Annotated in this window: 13 protein-coding genes; 4 read left to right on the forward strand and 9 right to left on the reverse strand. The window is 62.4% G+C overall.

What is annotated here, in order from left to right:
* Positions 1-356: 356 nt before the first annotated feature.
* The 3 genes from J1D76_RS27180 to J1D76_RS27190 form a co-directional block, all read right to left on the reverse strand.
* Positions 357-1,334 (reverse strand): 5'/3'-nucleotidase SurE, encoded by a 978-nt coding sequence (locus J1D76_RS27180; protein WP_421141431.1) that lies wholly within the window; start codon positions 1,332-1,334, stop codon positions 357-359.
* A gap of 77 nt (positions 1,335-1,411) precedes the next feature.
* Positions 1,412-2,791, reverse strand: a complete 1,380-nt coding sequence (locus J1D76_RS27185; RefSeq protein WP_421141432.1) for a DUF1329 domain-containing protein — start codon at positions 2,789-2,791, stop codon at positions 1,412-1,414.
* A gap of 23 nt (positions 2,792-2,814) precedes the next feature.
* On the reverse strand, positions 2,815-4,392 hold the full coding sequence (locus J1D76_RS27190) for a DUF1302 domain-containing protein (protein WP_421141434.1): 1,578 nt from the start codon (positions 4,390-4,392) through the stop codon (positions 2,815-2,817).
* Between the two features lie 385 nt (positions 4,393-4,777).
* On the opposite strand from J1D76_RS27190, the gene J1D76_RS27195 reads away from it, so the two are divergent.
* Both J1D76_RS27195 and J1D76_RS27200 read left to right on the forward strand, forming a co-directional pair.
* Positions 4,778-6,520: an FAD-binding protein gene (locus tag J1D76_RS27195; RefSeq protein WP_421141435.1), complete on the forward strand. Its 1,743-nt coding sequence runs from the start codon at positions 4,778-4,780 to the stop codon at positions 6,518-6,520.
* Positions 6,517-7,395, forward strand: coding sequence for an SDR family NAD(P)-dependent oxidoreductase (locus J1D76_RS27200; RefSeq protein WP_421141437.1), 879 nt, complete (start codon positions 6,517-6,519; stop codon positions 7,393-7,395). The genes J1D76_RS27195 and J1D76_RS27200 overlap by 4 nt, the downstream gene beginning before the upstream one ends.
* A gap of 237 nt (positions 7,396-7,632) precedes the next feature.
* On the opposite strand, the gene J1D76_RS27205 is transcribed toward J1D76_RS27200, so the two are convergent.
* From J1D76_RS27205 to J1D76_RS27230, 6 genes are all read right to left on the reverse strand, one after another.
* The gene (locus tag J1D76_RS27205) at positions 7,633-9,213 is read right to left on the reverse strand and encodes a FadD3 family acyl-CoA ligase (protein ID WP_421141438.1); all 1,581 of its coding nucleotides are present in this window, start codon (positions 9,211-9,213) and stop codon (positions 7,633-7,635) included.
* 72 nt (positions 9,214-9,285) lie between these two features.
* Positions 9,286-10,032: an SDR family NAD(P)-dependent oxidoreductase gene (locus tag J1D76_RS27210; protein WP_421141439.1), complete on the reverse strand. Its 747-nt coding sequence runs from the start codon at positions 10,030-10,032 to the stop codon at positions 9,286-9,288.
* Between the two features lie 207 nt (positions 10,033-10,239).
* Positions 10,240-11,322: a 2Fe-2S iron-sulfur cluster-binding protein gene (locus J1D76_RS27215; RefSeq protein WP_421141441.1), complete on the reverse strand. Its 1,083-nt coding sequence runs from the start codon at positions 11,320-11,322 to the stop codon at positions 10,240-10,242.
* Between the two features lie 13 nt (positions 11,323-11,335).
* Entirely contained in the window at positions 11,336-12,091 is a 756-nt protein-coding gene (locus J1D76_RS27220; protein WP_421141442.1) for a glucose 1-dehydrogenase, read from the reverse strand.
* Positions 12,079-13,758, reverse strand: coding sequence for an FAD-binding protein (locus tag J1D76_RS27225; RefSeq protein ID WP_421141443.1), 1,680 nt, complete (start codon positions 13,756-13,758; stop codon positions 12,079-12,081). The genes J1D76_RS27220 and J1D76_RS27225 overlap by 13 nt, the downstream gene beginning before the upstream one ends.
* Before the next feature lie 7 nt (positions 13,759-13,765).
* Positions 13,766-14,281, reverse strand: a complete 516-nt coding sequence (locus J1D76_RS27230; protein ID WP_421141444.1) for a flavin reductase family protein — start codon at positions 14,279-14,281, stop codon at positions 13,766-13,768.
* Between the two features lie 378 nt (positions 14,282-14,659).
* Between J1D76_RS27230 and J1D76_RS27235 the strand changes: the two genes are divergently transcribed.
* A complete protein-coding gene (locus J1D76_RS27235; RefSeq protein WP_421141445.1) occupies positions 14,660-15,844 on the forward strand; it encodes a flavin-dependent monooxygenase in 1,185 nt (394 codons plus the stop codon).
* Between the two features lie 113 nt (positions 15,845-15,957).
* A complete protein-coding gene (locus tag J1D76_RS27240) occupies positions 15,958-17,079 on the forward strand; it encodes an LLM class flavin-dependent oxidoreductase (protein WP_421141446.1) in 1,122 nt (373 codons plus the stop codon).
* Positions 17,080-17,247 lie beyond the last annotated feature (168 nt).

Genomic DNA, 17,247 nt, shown 5'->3' on the forward strand with positions numbered 1-17,247 from the left:
AGACAAGGTCAGGAGCAAATCCTGCCTTCAGGAGCGATCGGCCTCCCCCAGAAACGCACTTGCTGTTGTATGACGCCTTGAGCGTAACCTTTCCCCTTGGAGTCAGGGCCAACATACAAGGAGCTGGCTTGCCAGCGAAGGCGACGTGTCAGGCGACATCGATGTTGGATGTGCCGGCCTCTTCGCTGGCAAGCCAGCTCCTACAGTGATTTTGGTGGTTCGCAGATGTTGCGTACACCCACGAACCTGTAGGAGCTGGCTTGCCAGCGAAGGCTGAGTGTCAGGCGACATCGATGTTGGATGTGCCTACAGTGTTTTGGGTTGTTCGCAGGTGTGCGTTCACCGCAGGCTCGGCATCAGGGCTTGATGCTGCCCAACATCTTCTTCGCGCGACCCTGTACTGCCTCCGGTGCGCTCATGTTGCCGTCGATCACGGTGATCACCGCGTGGCCTTGCCACAGTTGATAGGCATCGGCCTGTTGCTGGGCGGCGGTCGGGGTGGGCGGCGGGGCCAGGTTGACGTGGACCACGCCGTCGGCACCGCGCTGGGAGGTGAAGTTCACCCGGTCCCAATTGCCGATCGGCGCAAAGCTCACACCTTTGACTTCGCCAGGCGGCAGCGGTGGGTAGTTGAGGTTCAGGCCGCTGACACCCGGCAAGCCCAACACATTCAACTCGCACGAATGGTTGCTCTGGGCGCAGGCCTGTCTGGCTGCTGTGCCGGCCAGGCTCGCCTGCTCGATCACCTTCACCGCAAACCGCGCCGTGTCGTCCATCGCGGCGAGGGTCTTGCGATAGCCCGCCTGTTGGTCGCGGATGATCAGGTCCATGTCGATGCCGGTCGACACCGCCACCGCCGCAATCCCCTTGAGCATCGCCCGTACCGCCGCGTTCAGGGTGCCGGACATCTGCGTCAGCGGGCCGACATTTTCGCCGAAGTTGCTGCCCGACACCACCAGGTCCGGCGGCGAGTCCTTGAGGATCACATCGAGGCCGACATTCACCGCATCCACCGGCGTGCCGATGGCCGATGTCTTGCCGGCAGGTGGCGTGTAGCCGTCCGGCGGCCCGACACAAAACCGCCCGGGCGCCAGTTCGGTCACGGCCAGGGCCTGGCCGGGCACGACCACGCTGGCGGCGCTGATGCCGCTGCTGTCGTTCAGCGGGCCGACCAGTGTGACTTTGTGCCCGGCAGCCGTCAGCGCGCGGTACATCGCATCGATGCCGGGTGCACGACAGCCATCGTCGTTGGTCAGCAGAATGTTCAAGGCGTTGGCGTGCATCGACAAGCCAACGCTGGCGATGGCGATGGCGCCGGTGAGGTATCTGTTCATGGACAGCCTTCCGTGAATTCTACGAATCTGAAAATGCAAAAAGCCCCGACCGAATAATCGGTCGGGGCTCGTTACGCTTAGCGGGTACCGAGTTTGCGCAGGTTGCCGGGGGTGAACTCGTCATCGGTGAAGGCGGTGGCGTTGAGCTTGGCCGGCTTCTGATCGACCAGCATCCGGTCCACCAGGTACGAACCGGCGATCAGGTCGTGGTAGATGCCCAGGCGGGCGTGGTAGCGCTGGATCTCGTAGGCGTAGATCGAGGTCTGCATGTTGGTGCGCCACAGTTGGCCACGGGCGTCGTAGTTGTCAGCCATGGTTGCGGACCAGGTGTCCTCGTCGAGGTAGAGCACACGTTTGGCGTACACGTGGCGGGCACCTTCCTTCAACGTCGCCTGCAGCACCCAGACGCGGTGTTTTTCATAGCGCATGTACTGTGGATCGACGTGCCCTGTGGTCGACAGGATCTGGTCGGCCGTCACGCTCGGGTCGTCAATCTTGTAGTTGTGGTACGGAATGTAGAGCTCTTTTTTACCGACGATGGTCCAGTTGTAGCGGTCTGGTGCACCGTTGAACAAACGGTCTTCGTCGTACACGCGAAAACCACCGGCACCGGTCGGCGAGTCATAACCCACGGTCGGCGCACGGCGTACGCGACGTTGCCCCGGGCTGTACTGCCAGGCTTGACGCGGTGCGGCGGTCGGGTTGATGAACTCGTGACCGACCACGATCTCGCCCTTCTTGCGCACCGGTTCCAGGGTGGTGATCAGGAAGTTGGTGAGCACGCCGTCGGAGGTTTCCAGGGTCTTGTCGGGGCTGGACCAGATCGAGTAGATCTTGTAGTTGACCTCTTCGAGCACCTTCTCCTTGTTGGCGTAGATCACCGCCTGGCCATAGTTGGCTTCTTCGGTGTTGGCACGGCCCTGCAAGGTGTGGTTGAACATCAGCTCGCTGCCGTTCTTCGGAATCGGGAACGGCGAAGCACCCCAGGCGTTCTTGGTGTCGTTGTTGTCGTTGTCAAGTTCGGCCGTGACCGCGTTTTTCTTGATCATCTCTTCCAGTTTCGGATCGAGACGGAAATCACGGTGGCTCGGGTAGACCGGGATCTTGAAGGTGTCCGGATAACGTTTGAGTAGCGCTTTCTGACCGTCCGACAGGTTGGCGGCGTACTTGTCCATGTTCTTCGAATCAATGATGAACAACGGTTTTTCAGACGCATACGGGTCCGGGTACGGCGTGCCGGGGCCATCGTACTTCAGGCCCGGTGGCAGGCCGCGCCATTTGCCGGTCCAGGCGGGAATGCTGCCGTCGGCGTTGCCGGCTTTTTCGGCGCCCATCGGGGTCAGGTCCTGGCCCAGGCGGGCGGCTTCTTCGGGGCTGACCTTGGCGTAGGCCAGGCCACTGCCGAGCAGGCCTACGATCAGCGCCGCGCTCAATAATGTTTGGGTGAATCTGGACATGCTGTGCTCCTCCGACAGGGGAATCAGAACCGGTATTTGAAGTTGAGCGCGACGTTGTCGCGGTCGGCCCAGGGGCTGTTGTTGGCATTGCCCAGGTAGGCGTTGTAACGGGCTTCGACGGTGAAGTTGCTCAGGTACGTCCACTGACTGCCGATACTGGCGCGGTCGTCGCCTTCGCCGTAGTTGATCGAGCCGACGGTCGAACTGTCACCGTGAGAGGCGGTGCTGTAGGTGAGCGGTATCGACATGTCCCAACCACTGAACACGTTGTTGTAGTCAAGGTTGACCTGCACCGTGTAGCCCCATGCCTCGCGGTCATAGACCAGGCTGTCGGTGCCGGGCAGGGAGAAACCTGGCGCCAGGTTCACCGGTTGCGACTTGTCGTTGCTGATCACGGTGTTGTAGACAAACTCACCGGTGAAGGTGGTGTTGTCGGCCCAGGAGGTCGGGCCCAGCACATAGATTGCCGACGTTTGGGCCTGCAGGGTCTTGGCATGCACGGCGCTGGAGAAACCGTTGTTGACCATCACCGGTGCACCGTCGCGGTAGCTGACCTCACCGGCCCAGCTGACATCGCCGATCACCGTAGCGAAGCTGGTGCCAAACAGGTCGATGTTGTCGAAGTACACCGCACGGTAGTGGCCCAGGTCAGTCTGGAAGTCCAGCGTCGGGGTCTTGTCGTGATAACGCACGTAGTAGAGCCCGAACTCGGTGTTGTTCAGCGACTCGGCGGTGTAGGTAAGCGCCGCACCGTACTGGCCCTGATTACTCGGCTTGTCGTTACGCAGGCGGGTCAGGAAACCCGTGGCGTCGTTGGTGCCACCTTCGTCGATGAAGTCGGTGGTGGAAAAGTAGCTGCCAACCCCGAACAGCTCGGTTTTTTCCCAATCGTATTGGTAGTAGGCCTGGAGACTGAGGGCGTCGGTCAGGTTGAACTGGCTGAACACCTGGCCGACCGGCAGCAGGATTTCCTTGACCTCGACCCCCGGGGTGGTCGATTTGGTCGCATCCACCGGGCTCTGGGACCCGGAGATGCCAGGGTAGAACAGGCTTTCACCCCAGCTCACCACCTGATTACCCACACGTGCGTTGAGGTTGTGGCCGCTCAGGTCCCAGGTGCCGTAGGCGTAGTAATCGAGCATGCGCAAGTCGTTGCGATGCTGATCGATGGTGTCCTGGGGGAAACGGTCCGGCTGGCTGCAATGACCGCCGGCGAAGCAGTTGGAGGTGCCGGTGTTGTTGTCATTGGACTGATCGTAGACGTTGTCGTAGAAACCGGTGGCCCGCACGAACACGCCGTAATTGTCCTGCCATTTGATGTTGGCTTCGGTGAGGAAGCTGCTGCGGTTGTTGATCAGGCTGCCTTTGGAGAACGCGTTGTCGCCGTCATTGGCGTCAGCGTTGGCCGTCAGTTTGTGATCACGGTTTTCGGTCCGCCACGCCAGGCTGTACGACAGCGTGGTGTCCCAATCGACGCTCAAGTCTTCGCTCGGCTGGAAGGTCATGGCGCTTGCTTGGCTACTCAATCCGCCAGCCAGCAACAGCAAAGCCAGGTGTATGCGTGTGTGCTGTGTTGGTGGGGCGATTATTGTTTTTATCATGTCGTCCTCATGGCCCAGGTCAGACCTGCCCGACCTGCATTTCAGGGGGGGTTAGTGCTGTGGGCGACTATGGAGTCACGACTTGCGCACAACATCGTCCAAGCGGACTAAGCGATTTGTACGGGGCGGCAGCAAACATCGGATCACTGCAGGAGCCGGCTTGCCGGCGAAAGCGTTGTGTCAGATTTCATCCCTGTGATTGGCCCATCGCCTTCGCCGGCAAGCCGGCTCCTACGGGTTCGCGGGGCAGCGGCGGGCTGGGTCTTAGTCTTATCGGACGATGAACACCCGGCGCGTGCGGCGAACAATCCCGAGACCGACTGCACCGGGCGAAGATCCGGCGGTGGCGGTTTTTGCCTGATGGGCGCTGAACAAAGGTGATCGCATGAACGCTGCCGGGATCAAATGGGACGAGTGCTGTGATGTGTTGGTGATTGGCTCGGGAGCCGGGGGCATGACCGCTGCGTTGCGCGCCCACGACCTGGGCCTGAATGCGCTGCTGATCGAAAAGAGCGGCGAGTACGGCGGCACCTCGGCGGTGTCCGGCGGCGGGATCTGGATCCCCAACAACCACCGGATCAGCGCGATTGGCGGCAGCGATTCGGCAGCCGAAGCGATTGCCTACATCCGTGCCGTGACCCATGGCGAGATCGACGACGGGCGCATCGAAGCGTACGTCGAGCATGGCCGGGAAATGGTCGAGTACCTGGAGAAACAAACCCGCGTGCGCTTCGAAGCGCAACCGCGTTACGCCGATTACTACCCGGAGGCCGAAGGCGGAAAACCGGGCTATCGCTCGATGGACCCGCAACCATTTGACGCCGCCGAACTTGGCGAAGAATTCCTGCGCATGCGTGCGCCGTCCCCCGGCACGTTGATGATGGGGCGCATGGCGATGACCATGAAAGAGGCGCAAGTGTTGCTGTGCCGTGGGCCGGGTTGGCTGCGCCTGACCCTGCGGGTGATGTGGCGTTATTGGAAGGACCGCGAAGGGCGGCGCTTGTCTCGTCGCGACCGTTTCTTGACCCTGGGCAACGCCTTGATCGGTGCCTTGCGTTGCTCGTTGCAGGATCGCGGCAAATCGCTGTGGCTCAACTGCGCGCTGGAAGAATTGCTGCTGGTCGGCGACCGCGTTGGCGGTGCACGGGTCAATCGCAACGGGCAAATATTGAACGTCAAGGCGCGCTATGGGGTGATCATCGCTGCCGGCGGTTTCGAGCGTAACCAGGCGATGCGTGAACAGTATCTGCCGCAGCCCTCGAACGCCGGTTGGAGCGCCACGCCACCGAACAACACCGGCGATGGCATTCGCGCAGGCCAGGCCATCGGCGCACGGACCGCGTTGATGGAACACAGCTGGTGGGCGCCGACCACCTTCGTCAAGGGTGAAGAAAAACAGCGTGCGTTATTTGTCGAGCGCACCTTGCCGGGCTGCGTGATGGTCAACGCGGCGGGCGAGCGTTTCGTCAACGAAGCCGCGCCCTACACCGACATCGTCTACGCGATGTACGCCAACAACCGCGAAGGCGCGGCGAGTGTGCCGTGCTGGATTGTGTTCGACGCCGAGTTCCGCCGCAAATACCCCTGTGGTGCGTTGCTGCCAGGGTATGCCCAGCGCGACTGGCAATTGCCCGAGCATCTGCGCGACTACTTCCACAAGGCGTCAAGCCTTGCAGAACTGGCAACGAAAATCGGCGTCAATGGCGCCGGGCTGATACGCACCGTGCAGCGCTTCAACGGCATGGCCGTGCAGGGCGTCGACGAGGACTTCCACAAGGGCGAATCGCTGTTCGACCGCTATTACGGCGACCCGAACGTGCAACCCAATCCGTGCCTGGCGCCTTTGCTCAAAGGGCCGTTTTACGCCGTGCGCATCGACGCCGGTGACATCGGCACCAAGGGTGGTTTGCTGACCGATGTGCACGCCCGTGTGCTGCATGAAGACGGGCAACCCATCGAAGGCCTGTACGCGATCGGCAACAGCGCCGCCTCGATGATGGGCCGCACCTATCCGGGTGCCGGTTCGACCATTGGTCCGGCCATGACTTTCGGTTACCTGGCCGCCAATCACATCAAGCGCCAGAGCGAAACCGCTTCGGCGAAAACCTTGTTCGGGAGCGTTGAATGAATCAGTCACGTCAACAGATCGCAGTCGTTACGGGCGCCAGCCGCGGCGTGGGGCAGGGCATTGCCCTGGCCCTCGGGGCGGCGGGCATGACCGTGTATGTCACCGGTCGTGCGCCGGCGCAGGGCGGGTCGAATTTGTACGGTCAGGCTTTGCGTGGCTCGCTGGAGGACACTGCCGCGGCGATTACCGCCGTCGGTGGTCGCGGCATCGCGGTGGTGTGTGATCACGCCGATGACGCGCAGGTCCAGGCGCTGTTTGCCCGTGTAGAAGCCGAGTGCGGGCACCTGGATTTGCTGGTGAACAACGCCGCCTTCATCCATGACCAGTTGATTGAACCGGGGCCGTTCTGGGCCAAGCCGCTGGAGCTGGTGCGGATTCTCGACGTCGGTTTGCGTTCGGCCTACATCGCCAGTTACTACGCCGCGCCGCTGTTGCTCAAGAGTGCCCAGGGGCTGATTTGCTTTACTTCCTCGTTCGGTGCCGGGTGCTACATGCATGGCCCGGCGTACGGCGCGCAAAAGGCCGGGATCGACAAGCTGGCGGCAGACATGGCGATTGATTTTGAAGGGCAGGACGTGGCGGCGTTGTCGCTATGGCTGGGCCCGCAATTGACCGAGCGCACGAAGATTGCCGGTGAGCAGCATGGCGAGCAGTACCAGGCATTTTTGGCCCATGCCGAAACCCCGCAGTTCAATGGGCGGGTGATTCATGCGCTGCTCAATGATCCGCAGTTGATGGCGTTGTCGGGGCAGACTTTGATCACCGCCGAAATCGCTCCCGGCTACGGCATCAGCGAAGCCGAAGGCCGCCAGCCACCCTCCCACCGCGCCATGCTCGGCGAACCACGCCAGCAGCACCCGGCACGGGTGATCTGACCCGCGATCAGCCAAAACACAAACCCCCTGTAGGAGCTGGCTTGCCAGCGAAGGCGGTACATTAGTCAACATCACCGTTGAAAATGTGCCGGCCCCTTCGCTGGCAAGCCAGCTCCTACAGTTGATTTGTGTGCACCCGGACACTGTAGGAGCGAGCCTGCTCGCGATGGTCGATCAGTCGCATTGATGCCCACTGACACACCATCGCGAGCAGGCTCGCTCCTACAGGGGTTGTGCTCAGTCGGCGGGTTGCAATGCCCACTCGCGCAACACATTCTTGGTCACTTTGCCCGCGGCATTGATCGGCATGCTCTGCAGCACCTGCACCCGGCGCGGGACCTTGTAGTTGGCCATCTGCTCGCGGCACCAGGTGAGGAACCGCGTCTGTTCGATTTCCATCCCTGGCGCAGGCAGCAGGAACGCCATCGCCACCTCACCCATGCGCTCATCGGGAATGCCGATCACCGCCGCTTGGGCCACGCCCGGATAGGTCAGCAAACACTGTTCGATTTCCGCCGGGTACACGTTGAAGCCGCCGGTGATGAACATGTCCTTGAGCCGATCAGTGATGCGCAAATAGCCCTGTTCATCGAGCATGCCGATGTCGCCGGTGTGCAGCCAGCCGTCGGCATCGAGCAGTTGCTGGCTGGCGTCGGGGTTGTTGAGGTAACCCTGCATCAGGTTGTAGCCGCGAATCTGCACTTCACCGGGAATGTTCGCCGGCTGGCTGCGACCGCTGTTGCCAACGCAACGCACTTCCACTCCCGGCATCGCCCGGCCACTGGTGTTGGCGACCGTCTGTGCCGAATCACCGGCGCGGCAGATCGTCGCGAAACCACAGACTTCCGTCAGGCCATAGGCGGTGACGATGGTGCCAAAACCGAGTTCGTCGCGCATGCGCTGGATCATCTCCACCGGAATCGCCGCCGCCCCGGTCACCGCCACGCGCAAGGAACTCAGGTCGAATTCACGGCGTTGCGGATGAGCCAATAACGACTGATACAGCGTCGGCGGCCCAGGCAACACGCTGATGCGTTCACGCTGCACGCATTCGAGCACTGCCTGCACGTCGAACACCTGCTGCGGCAGGATCGTGCAGCCGCGCATCAACGCCGCCAGCCAACCGGCCTTGTAGCCGAAGGAATGGAAGAACGGATTGACGATCAGGTAGCGGTCACTTTCGCGCAAACCGACGATATCGCTCCAATCGCGCACGATTCGCAGGTTCTGCCCGTGGCTGGTCATCACGCCCTTGGGTTTACCGGTGGTGCCCGAGGTGAACAGCACGTCGGACAAGGCCTGCGGGCCAACGTTTTGTTCGCGGGTGCGCAGGGCCAGGTGCGGTACGTCGGCCCCCAGTTCCATGAACCGTTCCCAGGCCAGCGTGCCCAGATTGGCGCCGCGCACACTGACGATGTGTCGCAGTGCCGGCAAGTCTTCGCCCGCCAGCATGCCGGGGTAGTCCGCACCGAGAAATTCGCCGATGGCAAACAGCACACAGGTGCCGCTTTCGCGCAGGACGTAGCCGGCCTCGCTGCCCTTCATCCGGGTGTTGAGCGGCACCAGGGCGGCGCCGACGCTTTGCAGTGCGCCGGCGGCGACGATCCATTCCCACACGTTGGGCGCCCAGATCGCCACGCGGTCCCCGACCTGTACCTCGAGGGCCAGCAGTGCGCGGGCAGCCTGGCGGCGCAGTTGGTCCAGTTGTCGGTAGCTGATCAAATGGCCCGCGTCCTCGATGGCCGGGCGGTCGCCGTAGGCCTGGGCAGCATTGGCGAACAGTTGAGCGATGGTCAGTGCGGTGGCGACAGGCGGCATGGGGCCTCCCCGGTTAGAAGACAGTTGCGAAAAAGGGAGAAGGCCGGGCAGGGCGCCCGGCCGGACAACGAGTTACTGCGCGGGCGGGGCGAAACGGCGGCCGGCGGAGAAACCGCCGTCCACGGCGATCATCTGGCCGCTGACAAAGGACGCTTCGTCCGAGGCCAGGAACAGCGCGACGTTGGCCACTTCCTCCGGTTGCCCGGAACGGCTGAGCATGTGTTGCGAAGCGAAAAACGCGTGGAACGCGTCATTGTCACGGACCATGCTGGTCATCGGCGTTTCGATCAGGCCCGGGCACAGGCCGTTGACGCGCACGTTGGCGTAGCCGTAGTCGATGGCCATCGATCGGGTCAGTTGGTTGATGCCGCCCTTGGACACGTTGTAGGCGACGTTGCCGTCGCAACCTTGCAGGCCGAAGATTGATCCGACGTTGATGATCGAACCGCCGCGCTGCTCAACCATCGACGCCAGCGCGTACTTGCTGGTGAGCATGCTGCCGGTCAGGTTGATGTCCATCACCCGTTGCCAGTTAGCGGTGGTAGTCTGGGTCACGCTGCCCTGGTCGGCGACGCCAGCGGCGTTGACCAGCACATCAATGCGCCCGAAGCGGCTGATGACTTCTTGCATGACCTGCTGCACCTGCGCTTCGTCGCGCACGTCGAGGGTCATGAACAGGCCGGGAAAGTCTGCCGGTGCGGTGCCGATGTCCAGCCCCACCACTTGCGCGCCTTCGGCGGCAAAGCGGCGCACGCACGCCAGGCCGATCCCGGACGCGCCGCCGGTGACCACCGCGACCTTATTCTGCAAACGAGCCATAACTGCACCTCTTTATTGTTGTGGGCTAATGCTGGGGCCGAGTCTAACCGCAGAGCGGGGTTGAGTGATCGTCCGATGAGACTAAGGCGACAAAGCCTCCTGTAGGAGCGAGCCTGCTCGCGAAAAACGCCTGGGCACCGCGTTCATCCAGGCAGGGCGCGTTATCGTTGACGTCCATCGCGAGCAGGCTCGCTCCTACAATGAACATTAGTCAGGGAATTTAAGGCGTACCCGTGCCCCGGTCGGTCGGCTCTGGCAGGCCAGGGTCCAGCCGTCAGCCAGTTCCTTGGGCGTCAGCACATCATTGCGCGCCAACTGAACCTCGCCTTCCTTGACCACGCACATGCACGCACCGCAGAAACCTTCTTCGCAGGACGACGGAACGTCGAGACCCGCGGCCTTGCAACTTTGCAGCAAGGTATCACCAGGCTGGCAGCTGATTTCATGCTGCTCGCCATCAAGTTCGACAATCAGCGCTTCGCACTGCGAACCCATAGTCGCTTCGCGTGCTAGGGCTTCTTCGGCCAGCAGTTCGTCCGGGTCCGGCGGCGAAACAAAGCGTTCGACGTGAATGCATTCGGCAGGCTCGCCCAACGCCAGAAGAGTGCGCTCCACGGTGTCCATGAACGGCCCCGGCCCGCAGATGAAGTAATCGCCGCCGGCCGATCCGCGCAGCAGATGACGGACCTGGTGGTCCGTCAGGAACCCCTGCACCGAATCGAGGACGTGCACCACGTGCAGTTGATCAGGATGCGCCTTGATCAAGCGGCACAGCTCGTCCTTGAAAATCACCGACGCTTCATCGCGGTTGGCGTAGATCAATTTGATCGGCCGCCGGCTGCTGTACAGCACCGACTTGAGAATGGAAAACACCGGGGTGATGCCCGAACCGCCGCCGAACAGGACCAGCGGCTTTTCGGTGTCCGCCTGCGGGTCCAGGCAGAACAGCCCGGCCGGTGGCAGCACCTCCAGCCAGTCGCCGACCTGGACGTCGTTCATCCAGTTCGACACTCGACCGCCGTCGACCCGCTTCACCGTGACCTTGGGCAGCGCGTCCGCAAGCGGCGAGCTGGCCATGGAGTAGCAGCGGGTCAGCAGTTTGCCGGCCAAGGGCACGCGAAAACTCAGGAACTGGCCCGGTTTGTAGCGAAAGCGCTCACGCAGGGTTGGCGGTACGTCCAGCACCAGCGAGCGCGCATCAAAGGTCTCGTCGATCACCGCGCACACTTGCAATGAGACACTTCCCGTCGTCGATTCAGCTGGGGTCAGATTCTGTTGCTGCGTGCCCATGTTCACCTCGACCTCAGAGCCCGCTGATCAGTTGCGCGTTGTCCACACGGATCTCGGCGCCGTTGACGAATCGCGACTCATCGGCGGCGAGGAACAGCACCACGTTGGCAATGTCGCGCGGTGCGGCCATGCGGTTCATCGGGTCCTGGTCCAGCGCTTCCTGCGGGATCGGCTGACCGCCGGCCAACGCCTGGGTCATCGGCGTGTTCACGCCATCCGGGTGAACGCTGTTGCAACGAATGCGGTAGCCCTGTTGCTTGCAGTGCAAGGCAATCGAGCGAGTCATCGCCGCCACCGCGCCTTTGGACGCCGAGTAAGCGCAGAACATCGGCATCGCGCCCAACGCGGCCACCGACGACATGTTGATGATCGAACCGCCGCCGGTTTCCTTCATCGCCTGGATCGCGTACTTGCAGCCGAGGAAGTAGCCGTCACCGTTGATCTTCTGCACCTTCTGCCACAGTTCCAGCGTGGTGTCTTCGATGCTGCCCACCGCCAGGATCGCGGCGTTGTTGACCAGCACATCGAGGCGGCCGAAGTGTTCGACGGTGGTTTTCACCACGTGCTGCCAATCGCTTTCATTGGCGATGTCGTGACGGATGAACAGCGCGTTGGCGCCGATTTGCGCAGCGGCTTGACGGCCGGCTTCTTCGTTGAGGTCGGTCAAAACCACTTTGGCGCCTTCGCGGGCCAGCAGCATGGCGTCTTCGCGACCGATGCCGCTGGCGGCGCCGGTGATGATGCAGACTTTGCCTTCTACACGTTGCATTGTTTTTCTCCTGATCGTGCGGTTTGAAGTGCGACTTGGTCGGCCACGTGGGCGGCAGCCCGGCGACCGGAATAAATGCAATCGGCCAGGGACAGGCCCGAGACATACAGGTTGGAAGCTACGCCGACGGCATTGCGGCCAGCGCTGTAGAGACCGTTTATGGGCACGCCGGCGTGGTCCAGCACCCGACCGCTGCCTTCGCAGACTTTCAGCCCGCCGAGAGTGATGACCGGGCAGGGGAAGAGTTTGCTGTCGAAGGACAGGTCAAGGGCGTACCACGGGCCTTGGTCGAGGTCGGCGAGCATCGCAGCGGATTTGCCGAACTCATCGGCCACCTCACCGCGTGCCGCTCGGGAATAACGCTCGACACTTTGGCGCAGCAGTTCCGGCGGCAGGTTGCAGCGCTTGGCCAGGCCGGCGAGGCTGTTGCTGCGCTTGGCGTTGAACAGCAGGTTGAGCAGCACCGGCAGGCGCTGGAAATTCCAGACTTTGCCGGGGCCGACCTGGCTGAGTGCTTCGCGAACCAGCGCCCGATTGAGAATCAGAATGGCGCGGCCGTCCTGTTCTTCGACCATGGCGTGGCCGAGGGTCGCGCCGTAGATTTCTTCGTTGGCGTAGCGTTGGCCGCTGGCATTGAGGATCAACCCACGGGCCCAGGCCAGTGGCGGGTTGATAAAGCGCCAGGCGCTGACCTTGTCCATCCGCGCCACACTGCCGCCAGCGCTTTGGCCGAGGGCGATGCCGCTGCCGTTGCAACCGGTGGCGCCCAAGGGCAAACCGGCAAGGTATTGCGGCGCGTGTTGGCGCACCAGATCGCGATTGAAGATAAAACCGCCGCTGCTCAGCAACACCCCGTGTTCGGCGCGAATCAATTGGCGAATGGCGTTGGTTTGTTCGATGCGGCGCTGACGGGCGCGCAAGCGGTCGGCCAACGCCGGCGCGTACATATGAATGGCGCTTGCCCAACGTGACAGACGTGCGTGTTTTTTAGCGGCAGAGCTGCCCTGCGCAAGCTGCCAGGCTTCGACACCGAGGACGTTATCGTCGAGGTCGAGCACCAAGCGTCGCACTTCGCACTGGCTGCGCAGGCGTGCACCGTGACGCAAGGCGCTGGCCTTGAGCGGCGCAAACAGGCTGGCGCCGGACATGCCCGGGCCTTTGGTGCGGTGGCCCCGGGGTGCGGGCTTGGCGCTGGCGGCGTAGGTCGGAACGGCTTCGTTGCCGGAGTAATAGAGGTAGAACTGGTCGCTCGGGTACGAGGTTTTGTGCGCAGGCACGCTGGCCTCGAACGCTGCGCCCTGGCGTTCCAGCCAAGCCAGTTGTTCGCGGCTACCGTCGCAGAAATCCCGCAGAGTCGCTTGGCTTACAGCTTCGCCGACTTCCTGGCGCAGGTAATTGAACATGGCGTCGCTGGTGTCTTCGTAACCGGCCTGACGCTGATACGGTGTGCCGCCACCGGCATACACCACGCCGCCGCTGAGCGCCGTGGCTCCGCCGCCTTCGAAGCGATCCAGGGCGAGCACCGACAGACCACGGCTGGCGGCTTCGATGGCGGCGCAGGCACCGGCACCGCCAAAGCCGACCACCAGCAGATCGCAGCGATCATCCCATGGCAACTGGTCGGCGCTGTTCACTCGCAACGCCGTCAACCCGTTCAGGCCGTCCATATTCGGCTCAGCCCGCCGCCGCCAGGGACGGCATGGGTTTGGCGGTGGTGGTGTAGCTGCCGTCAAGGTAGACCAGCGGGGTGATTTCGGCGCTGGTGTGGGTTTGCAGGATGCGCCCGATGAACACGGTGTGGGTGCCGTAGCTGAAGTGGCCATCCTGGCGGCAGAGGATCGCCGACTGCGCATCGCCCAGGTACGGAATGCCGCCGGGGCTGGTCAGCCAGTTGCCACGGTCGAAGCGTGCTTCGCCTTTGATCGCACCACTGCACAGGTTGGCCAGGTCTTGTTGTTCGACGCCGAGGATGTTCACGCAGAAGTCTGCGCCGGTGGCCAGTGCAGCGTGGGGCGAGGCGGTCTTGTTGACGCAGATCAGCAGGGATGGAGGCTCGGTGCTTAACGAGTCGACAGCAGTGGCGGCCATGGCAAAACGCTCGGAGCCGTTGCTGGTGCTGATAATGGTCACGGACTTGGCCAGGCGGCGCATGGCCTGGAGCATGTCGGCTTTGAGGTTGGCGTCGTTCATCGCACTGGGCCTTTTTGTTGGGGATGGAGTGCGATGGATTCTTGCGCCGACGTCTAGCGCAAACATCGTCCGAGGGGACTAGGCCAACGCGGCCTGCTAGCCAGCATCAATGTTGAATGTGCCGGCCTCTTCGCTGGCAAGCCAGCTCCTACAGTTATCTTCTGGGCTCACAGAAATCGAACACACCTGATAACCCTGTAGGAGCTGGCTTGCCAGCGAAGGCGGCCTGTCAGGCGAAGCAAATCTCCACCCCGACATGGTCCGTTTGAGGGATGCCCACTGCGTTCTCCATTGTTTGAATGCCAGCGTAGGGGCGCTACACCCGCCCCGTTGCACGCGCGCCCCGGCGGATGGGGTGAACCAAGGAGAACAATAAAAATGCTCAACCAAGACCTGATTCGCCAGCGTCTGAGCCAACGTGCCCGCGAGCTGGTGCCGATCCTGCGTGAACGCGCCCTGAATGCCGCGCAAGCCGGGCAGTTGCCGGAAGAAACCTTGAAGAATTTCCACGACGCCGGGTTCTTCCGCATCCTGCAACCGTCCCGCTGGGAAGGCTATGAGCTCGAACCCAAGGATTTCTTCGACGTACAGATGACCCTCGCCGAAGGCTGCATGTCCTCGGCCTGGGTGCTCGGTGTGGTGGCGATCCACAACTGGCAGCTGGCGCTGTTCGACGACCGCGCGGCCCAGGATGTCTGGGGCGATGATTCCAGCGTGCTGATCTCGTCTTCCTATATGCCGGTGGGCAAGGTCGAGCGGGTCGACGGTGGTTTCAAGCTGAGCGGGCGCTGGGGTTTTTCTTCCGGCAGCAAGCATTGCGACTGGGTTTTCCTCGGCGCGCTGGTGCCGCCGGCCGAGGCGGGCGGGGCGCCGGATTACCGGACCTTCCTGGTGCCGCGCAGCGACTACCAGATTCTCGACAACTGGAACGTCATGGGCCTGGAAGCCACCGGCTCCCACGACATCCTCGTGGAAAACGCCTTCGTGCCCGAGTACCGCACCCATCGCGCGTTCGACGGTTTCATGCAGAACAGCCCGGGCAACGCCGTCAACACCGCGCCGTTGTTCCGCCTGCCGTTCGGGCAGATTTTTGTGCGCGCCGTGTCGTCCTCGGCCATCGGTGCCTTGCAAGGCGCGGTGGACTTGTTTGTCGAGCACAACCGCACGCGGGTCGGGGTCAATGACGGGCGCAAGATGCTCCAGGACCCGGCCGCGCAATCGGCGCTGGCCAACGCGATGGTCTGCGTCGACGAGTGCAAGACCGTGCTGCATCGCAACTTCGCGCTGATGCTTGAGCGGGCGCAGAAGGGCGAGCCGTTGAGCATGCCCGAGCGGGTGAAGATGCGTTACGACTCGGCACTGGTGGCCGACAAATGCGCGAAGGCGGCGGGCGAACTGATGTTCAACAGCGGCGCCTCGACAATCTTCCGCAGCCACCCGATCAACCGTGCGTTCCGCGACATCCACACCGGCCGCGCCCACGTCGCCAACAGCCCGGCCAAGTACGCCTGGAATCTGGGCAGCGTGAGCATGGGCCAGGACAGCAACGACTTTTTCCTCTGACGTTTCAGCTAGTCCGTTTGCGTGATTCGAGCGCCCTGCCAATACCTGAGCATGGGCGCAAGGCGTAGGTCTCTGGCGCCGACTGCGCATCCAAATAAGCACAAGGATCAACCATGAAATTTTCCCTGATTTACGAAGCCCAGACGGTGGACTCCAGCCGCGAAGGCGACCGCAAGATTTTCGAAGACACCGTCGAACAGGCCGTGCTAGCCGACAAGCTCGGCTTCGACACCTTCTGGTGCGTGGAACACACGGCGCTGAGCAACTACTCACACATGTCCGCGCCGGAAACCATGCTGGCCTTCGTCGCCGGTAAAACCGAGCGCATTGGCATCGGCCACGGCGTGGTCTGCCTGCCGCCGGCGATGAACCACCCGGTAAAAGTCGCCGAGCGCATCGCCACCCTCGACCTGCTGTCCAAGGGCCGTGTGCATTTTGGCGTGGGCAAGGGCGGCACCCAGCAAGAAGCCGGCACCTTCGGCTACGACCTGGCGACCTTGCAGCCGCAGATTGACGAGATGATGTACCTGATCCCGAAAATGTTCGTGCAGGATGAGATCGAGCACAACGGCGACTTCGTGCAGATTCCCAAACGCCCGATCCATCCAAAGCCTTACCAGGACCCGCACCCGCCGATGTACCTGGCGTGCACCAACACCGAGTCGCTGAAAAATGCCGGCGGTCGTGGCATGGGCGCACTGGTGCTGGGCTTCGGTGGCCCGGAAGAAATCGCCAAGAAGGTCGAGGTGTATCACACGGCTTACGACAACCGTGATGAGAAGAAACAAGTCGGCTTCCGCCCTAACCGCCACATCGCCGCGCTGTGCCCGGCCATCGTGCTGGACGACAACGAAGAAGCACGCCGCATCGGCATCCGTGGCCAGCGTTACTTCATGGAATCGCTGGGCTACTGGTACGGCGGTGGCGAGCGTCCGGATCCGGAGAAGTGGAAGGACGACACCTTCGTCGACGGTAACGGCCAGAGCGTGATCAAGTCGCGCTTCGCCTCCGAAGAAGTCAGCGTCGACTTCTCCGACCCGACCATGGCGATGATGAACCCGAACCACGCCTACGGCACCGTCGAGGATTGCATCAACTACGTGCAGCGCCTGATCGACGCCGGCGCCGATGAGATTCTTTTCATTTGCCAGATGGGCACCGTACCGCAGTGGGCGCAGCTGGAAACCCTGAAGAACATTGGTGAGAAAGTGATTCCGCATTTTCGTATGGCTTAAAGGACAGCCCACTCACGCCTCATTACCTGTGGGAGCTGGCTTGCCAGCGATGAGGGCTTCACATTCAACATCTCTGTTGGCTGACACACCGCCATCGCGGGCAAGCCCGCTCCCACAGGAATTGGGGTAAGCCACAATTGCATTTCAGGCCTGGCACGGACGTCAGGC

Source organism: Pseudomonas sp. NFX15 (genome assembly GCF_049132105.1).
Taxonomy (GTDB): Bacteria; Pseudomonadota; Gammaproteobacteria; order Pseudomonadales; family Pseudomonadaceae; genus Aquipseudomonas.

Excerpts from the sequence above, each read along its gene's own strand:
- J1D76_RS27180 (WP_421141431.1), bottom strand. The coding sequence starts at position 1,334 with ATGAACAGATACCTCACCGGCGCCATCGCCATCGCCAGCGTTGGCTTG.
- J1D76_RS27185 (WP_421141432.1), bottom strand. The coding sequence starts at position 2,791 with ATGTCCAGATTCACCCAAACATTATTGAGCGCGGCGCTGATCGTAGGC.
- J1D76_RS27190 (WP_421141434.1), bottom strand. The coding sequence starts at position 4,392 with ATGATAAAAACAATAATCGCCCCACCAACACAGCACACACGCATACAC.
- J1D76_RS27195 (WP_421141435.1), top strand. The coding sequence starts at position 4,778 with ATGAACGCTGCCGGGATCAAATGGGACGAGTGCTGTGATGTGTTGGTG.
- J1D76_RS27200 (WP_421141437.1), top strand. The coding sequence starts at position 6,517 with ATGAATCAGTCACGTCAACAGATCGCAGTCGTTACGGGCGCCAGCCGC.
- J1D76_RS27205 (WP_421141438.1), bottom strand. The coding sequence starts at position 9,213 with ATGCCGCCTGTCGCCACCGCACTGACCATCGCTCAACTGTTCGCCAAT.
- J1D76_RS27210 (WP_421141439.1), bottom strand. The coding sequence starts at position 10,032 with ATGGCTCGTTTGCAGAATAAGGTCGCGGTGGTCACCGGCGGCGCGTCC.
- J1D76_RS27215 (WP_421141441.1), bottom strand. The coding sequence starts at position 11,322 with ATGGGCACGCAGCAACAGAATCTGACCCCAGCTGAATCGACGACGGGA.
- J1D76_RS27220 (WP_421141442.1), bottom strand. The coding sequence starts at position 12,091 with ATGCAACGTGTAGAAGGCAAAGTCTGCATCATCACCGGCGCCGCCAGC.
- J1D76_RS27225 (WP_421141443.1), bottom strand. The coding sequence starts at position 13,758 with ATGGACGGCCTGAACGGGTTGACGGCGTTGCGAGTGAACAGCGCCGAC.
- J1D76_RS27230 (WP_421141444.1), bottom strand. The coding sequence starts at position 14,281 with ATGAACGACGCCAACCTCAAAGCCGACATGCTCCAGGCCATGCGCCGC.
- J1D76_RS27235 (WP_421141445.1), top strand. The coding sequence starts at position 14,660 with ATGCTCAACCAAGACCTGATTCGCCAGCGTCTGAGCCAACGTGCCCGC.
- J1D76_RS27240 (WP_421141446.1), top strand. The coding sequence starts at position 15,958 with ATGAAATTTTCCCTGATTTACGAAGCCCAGACGGTGGACTCCAGCCGC.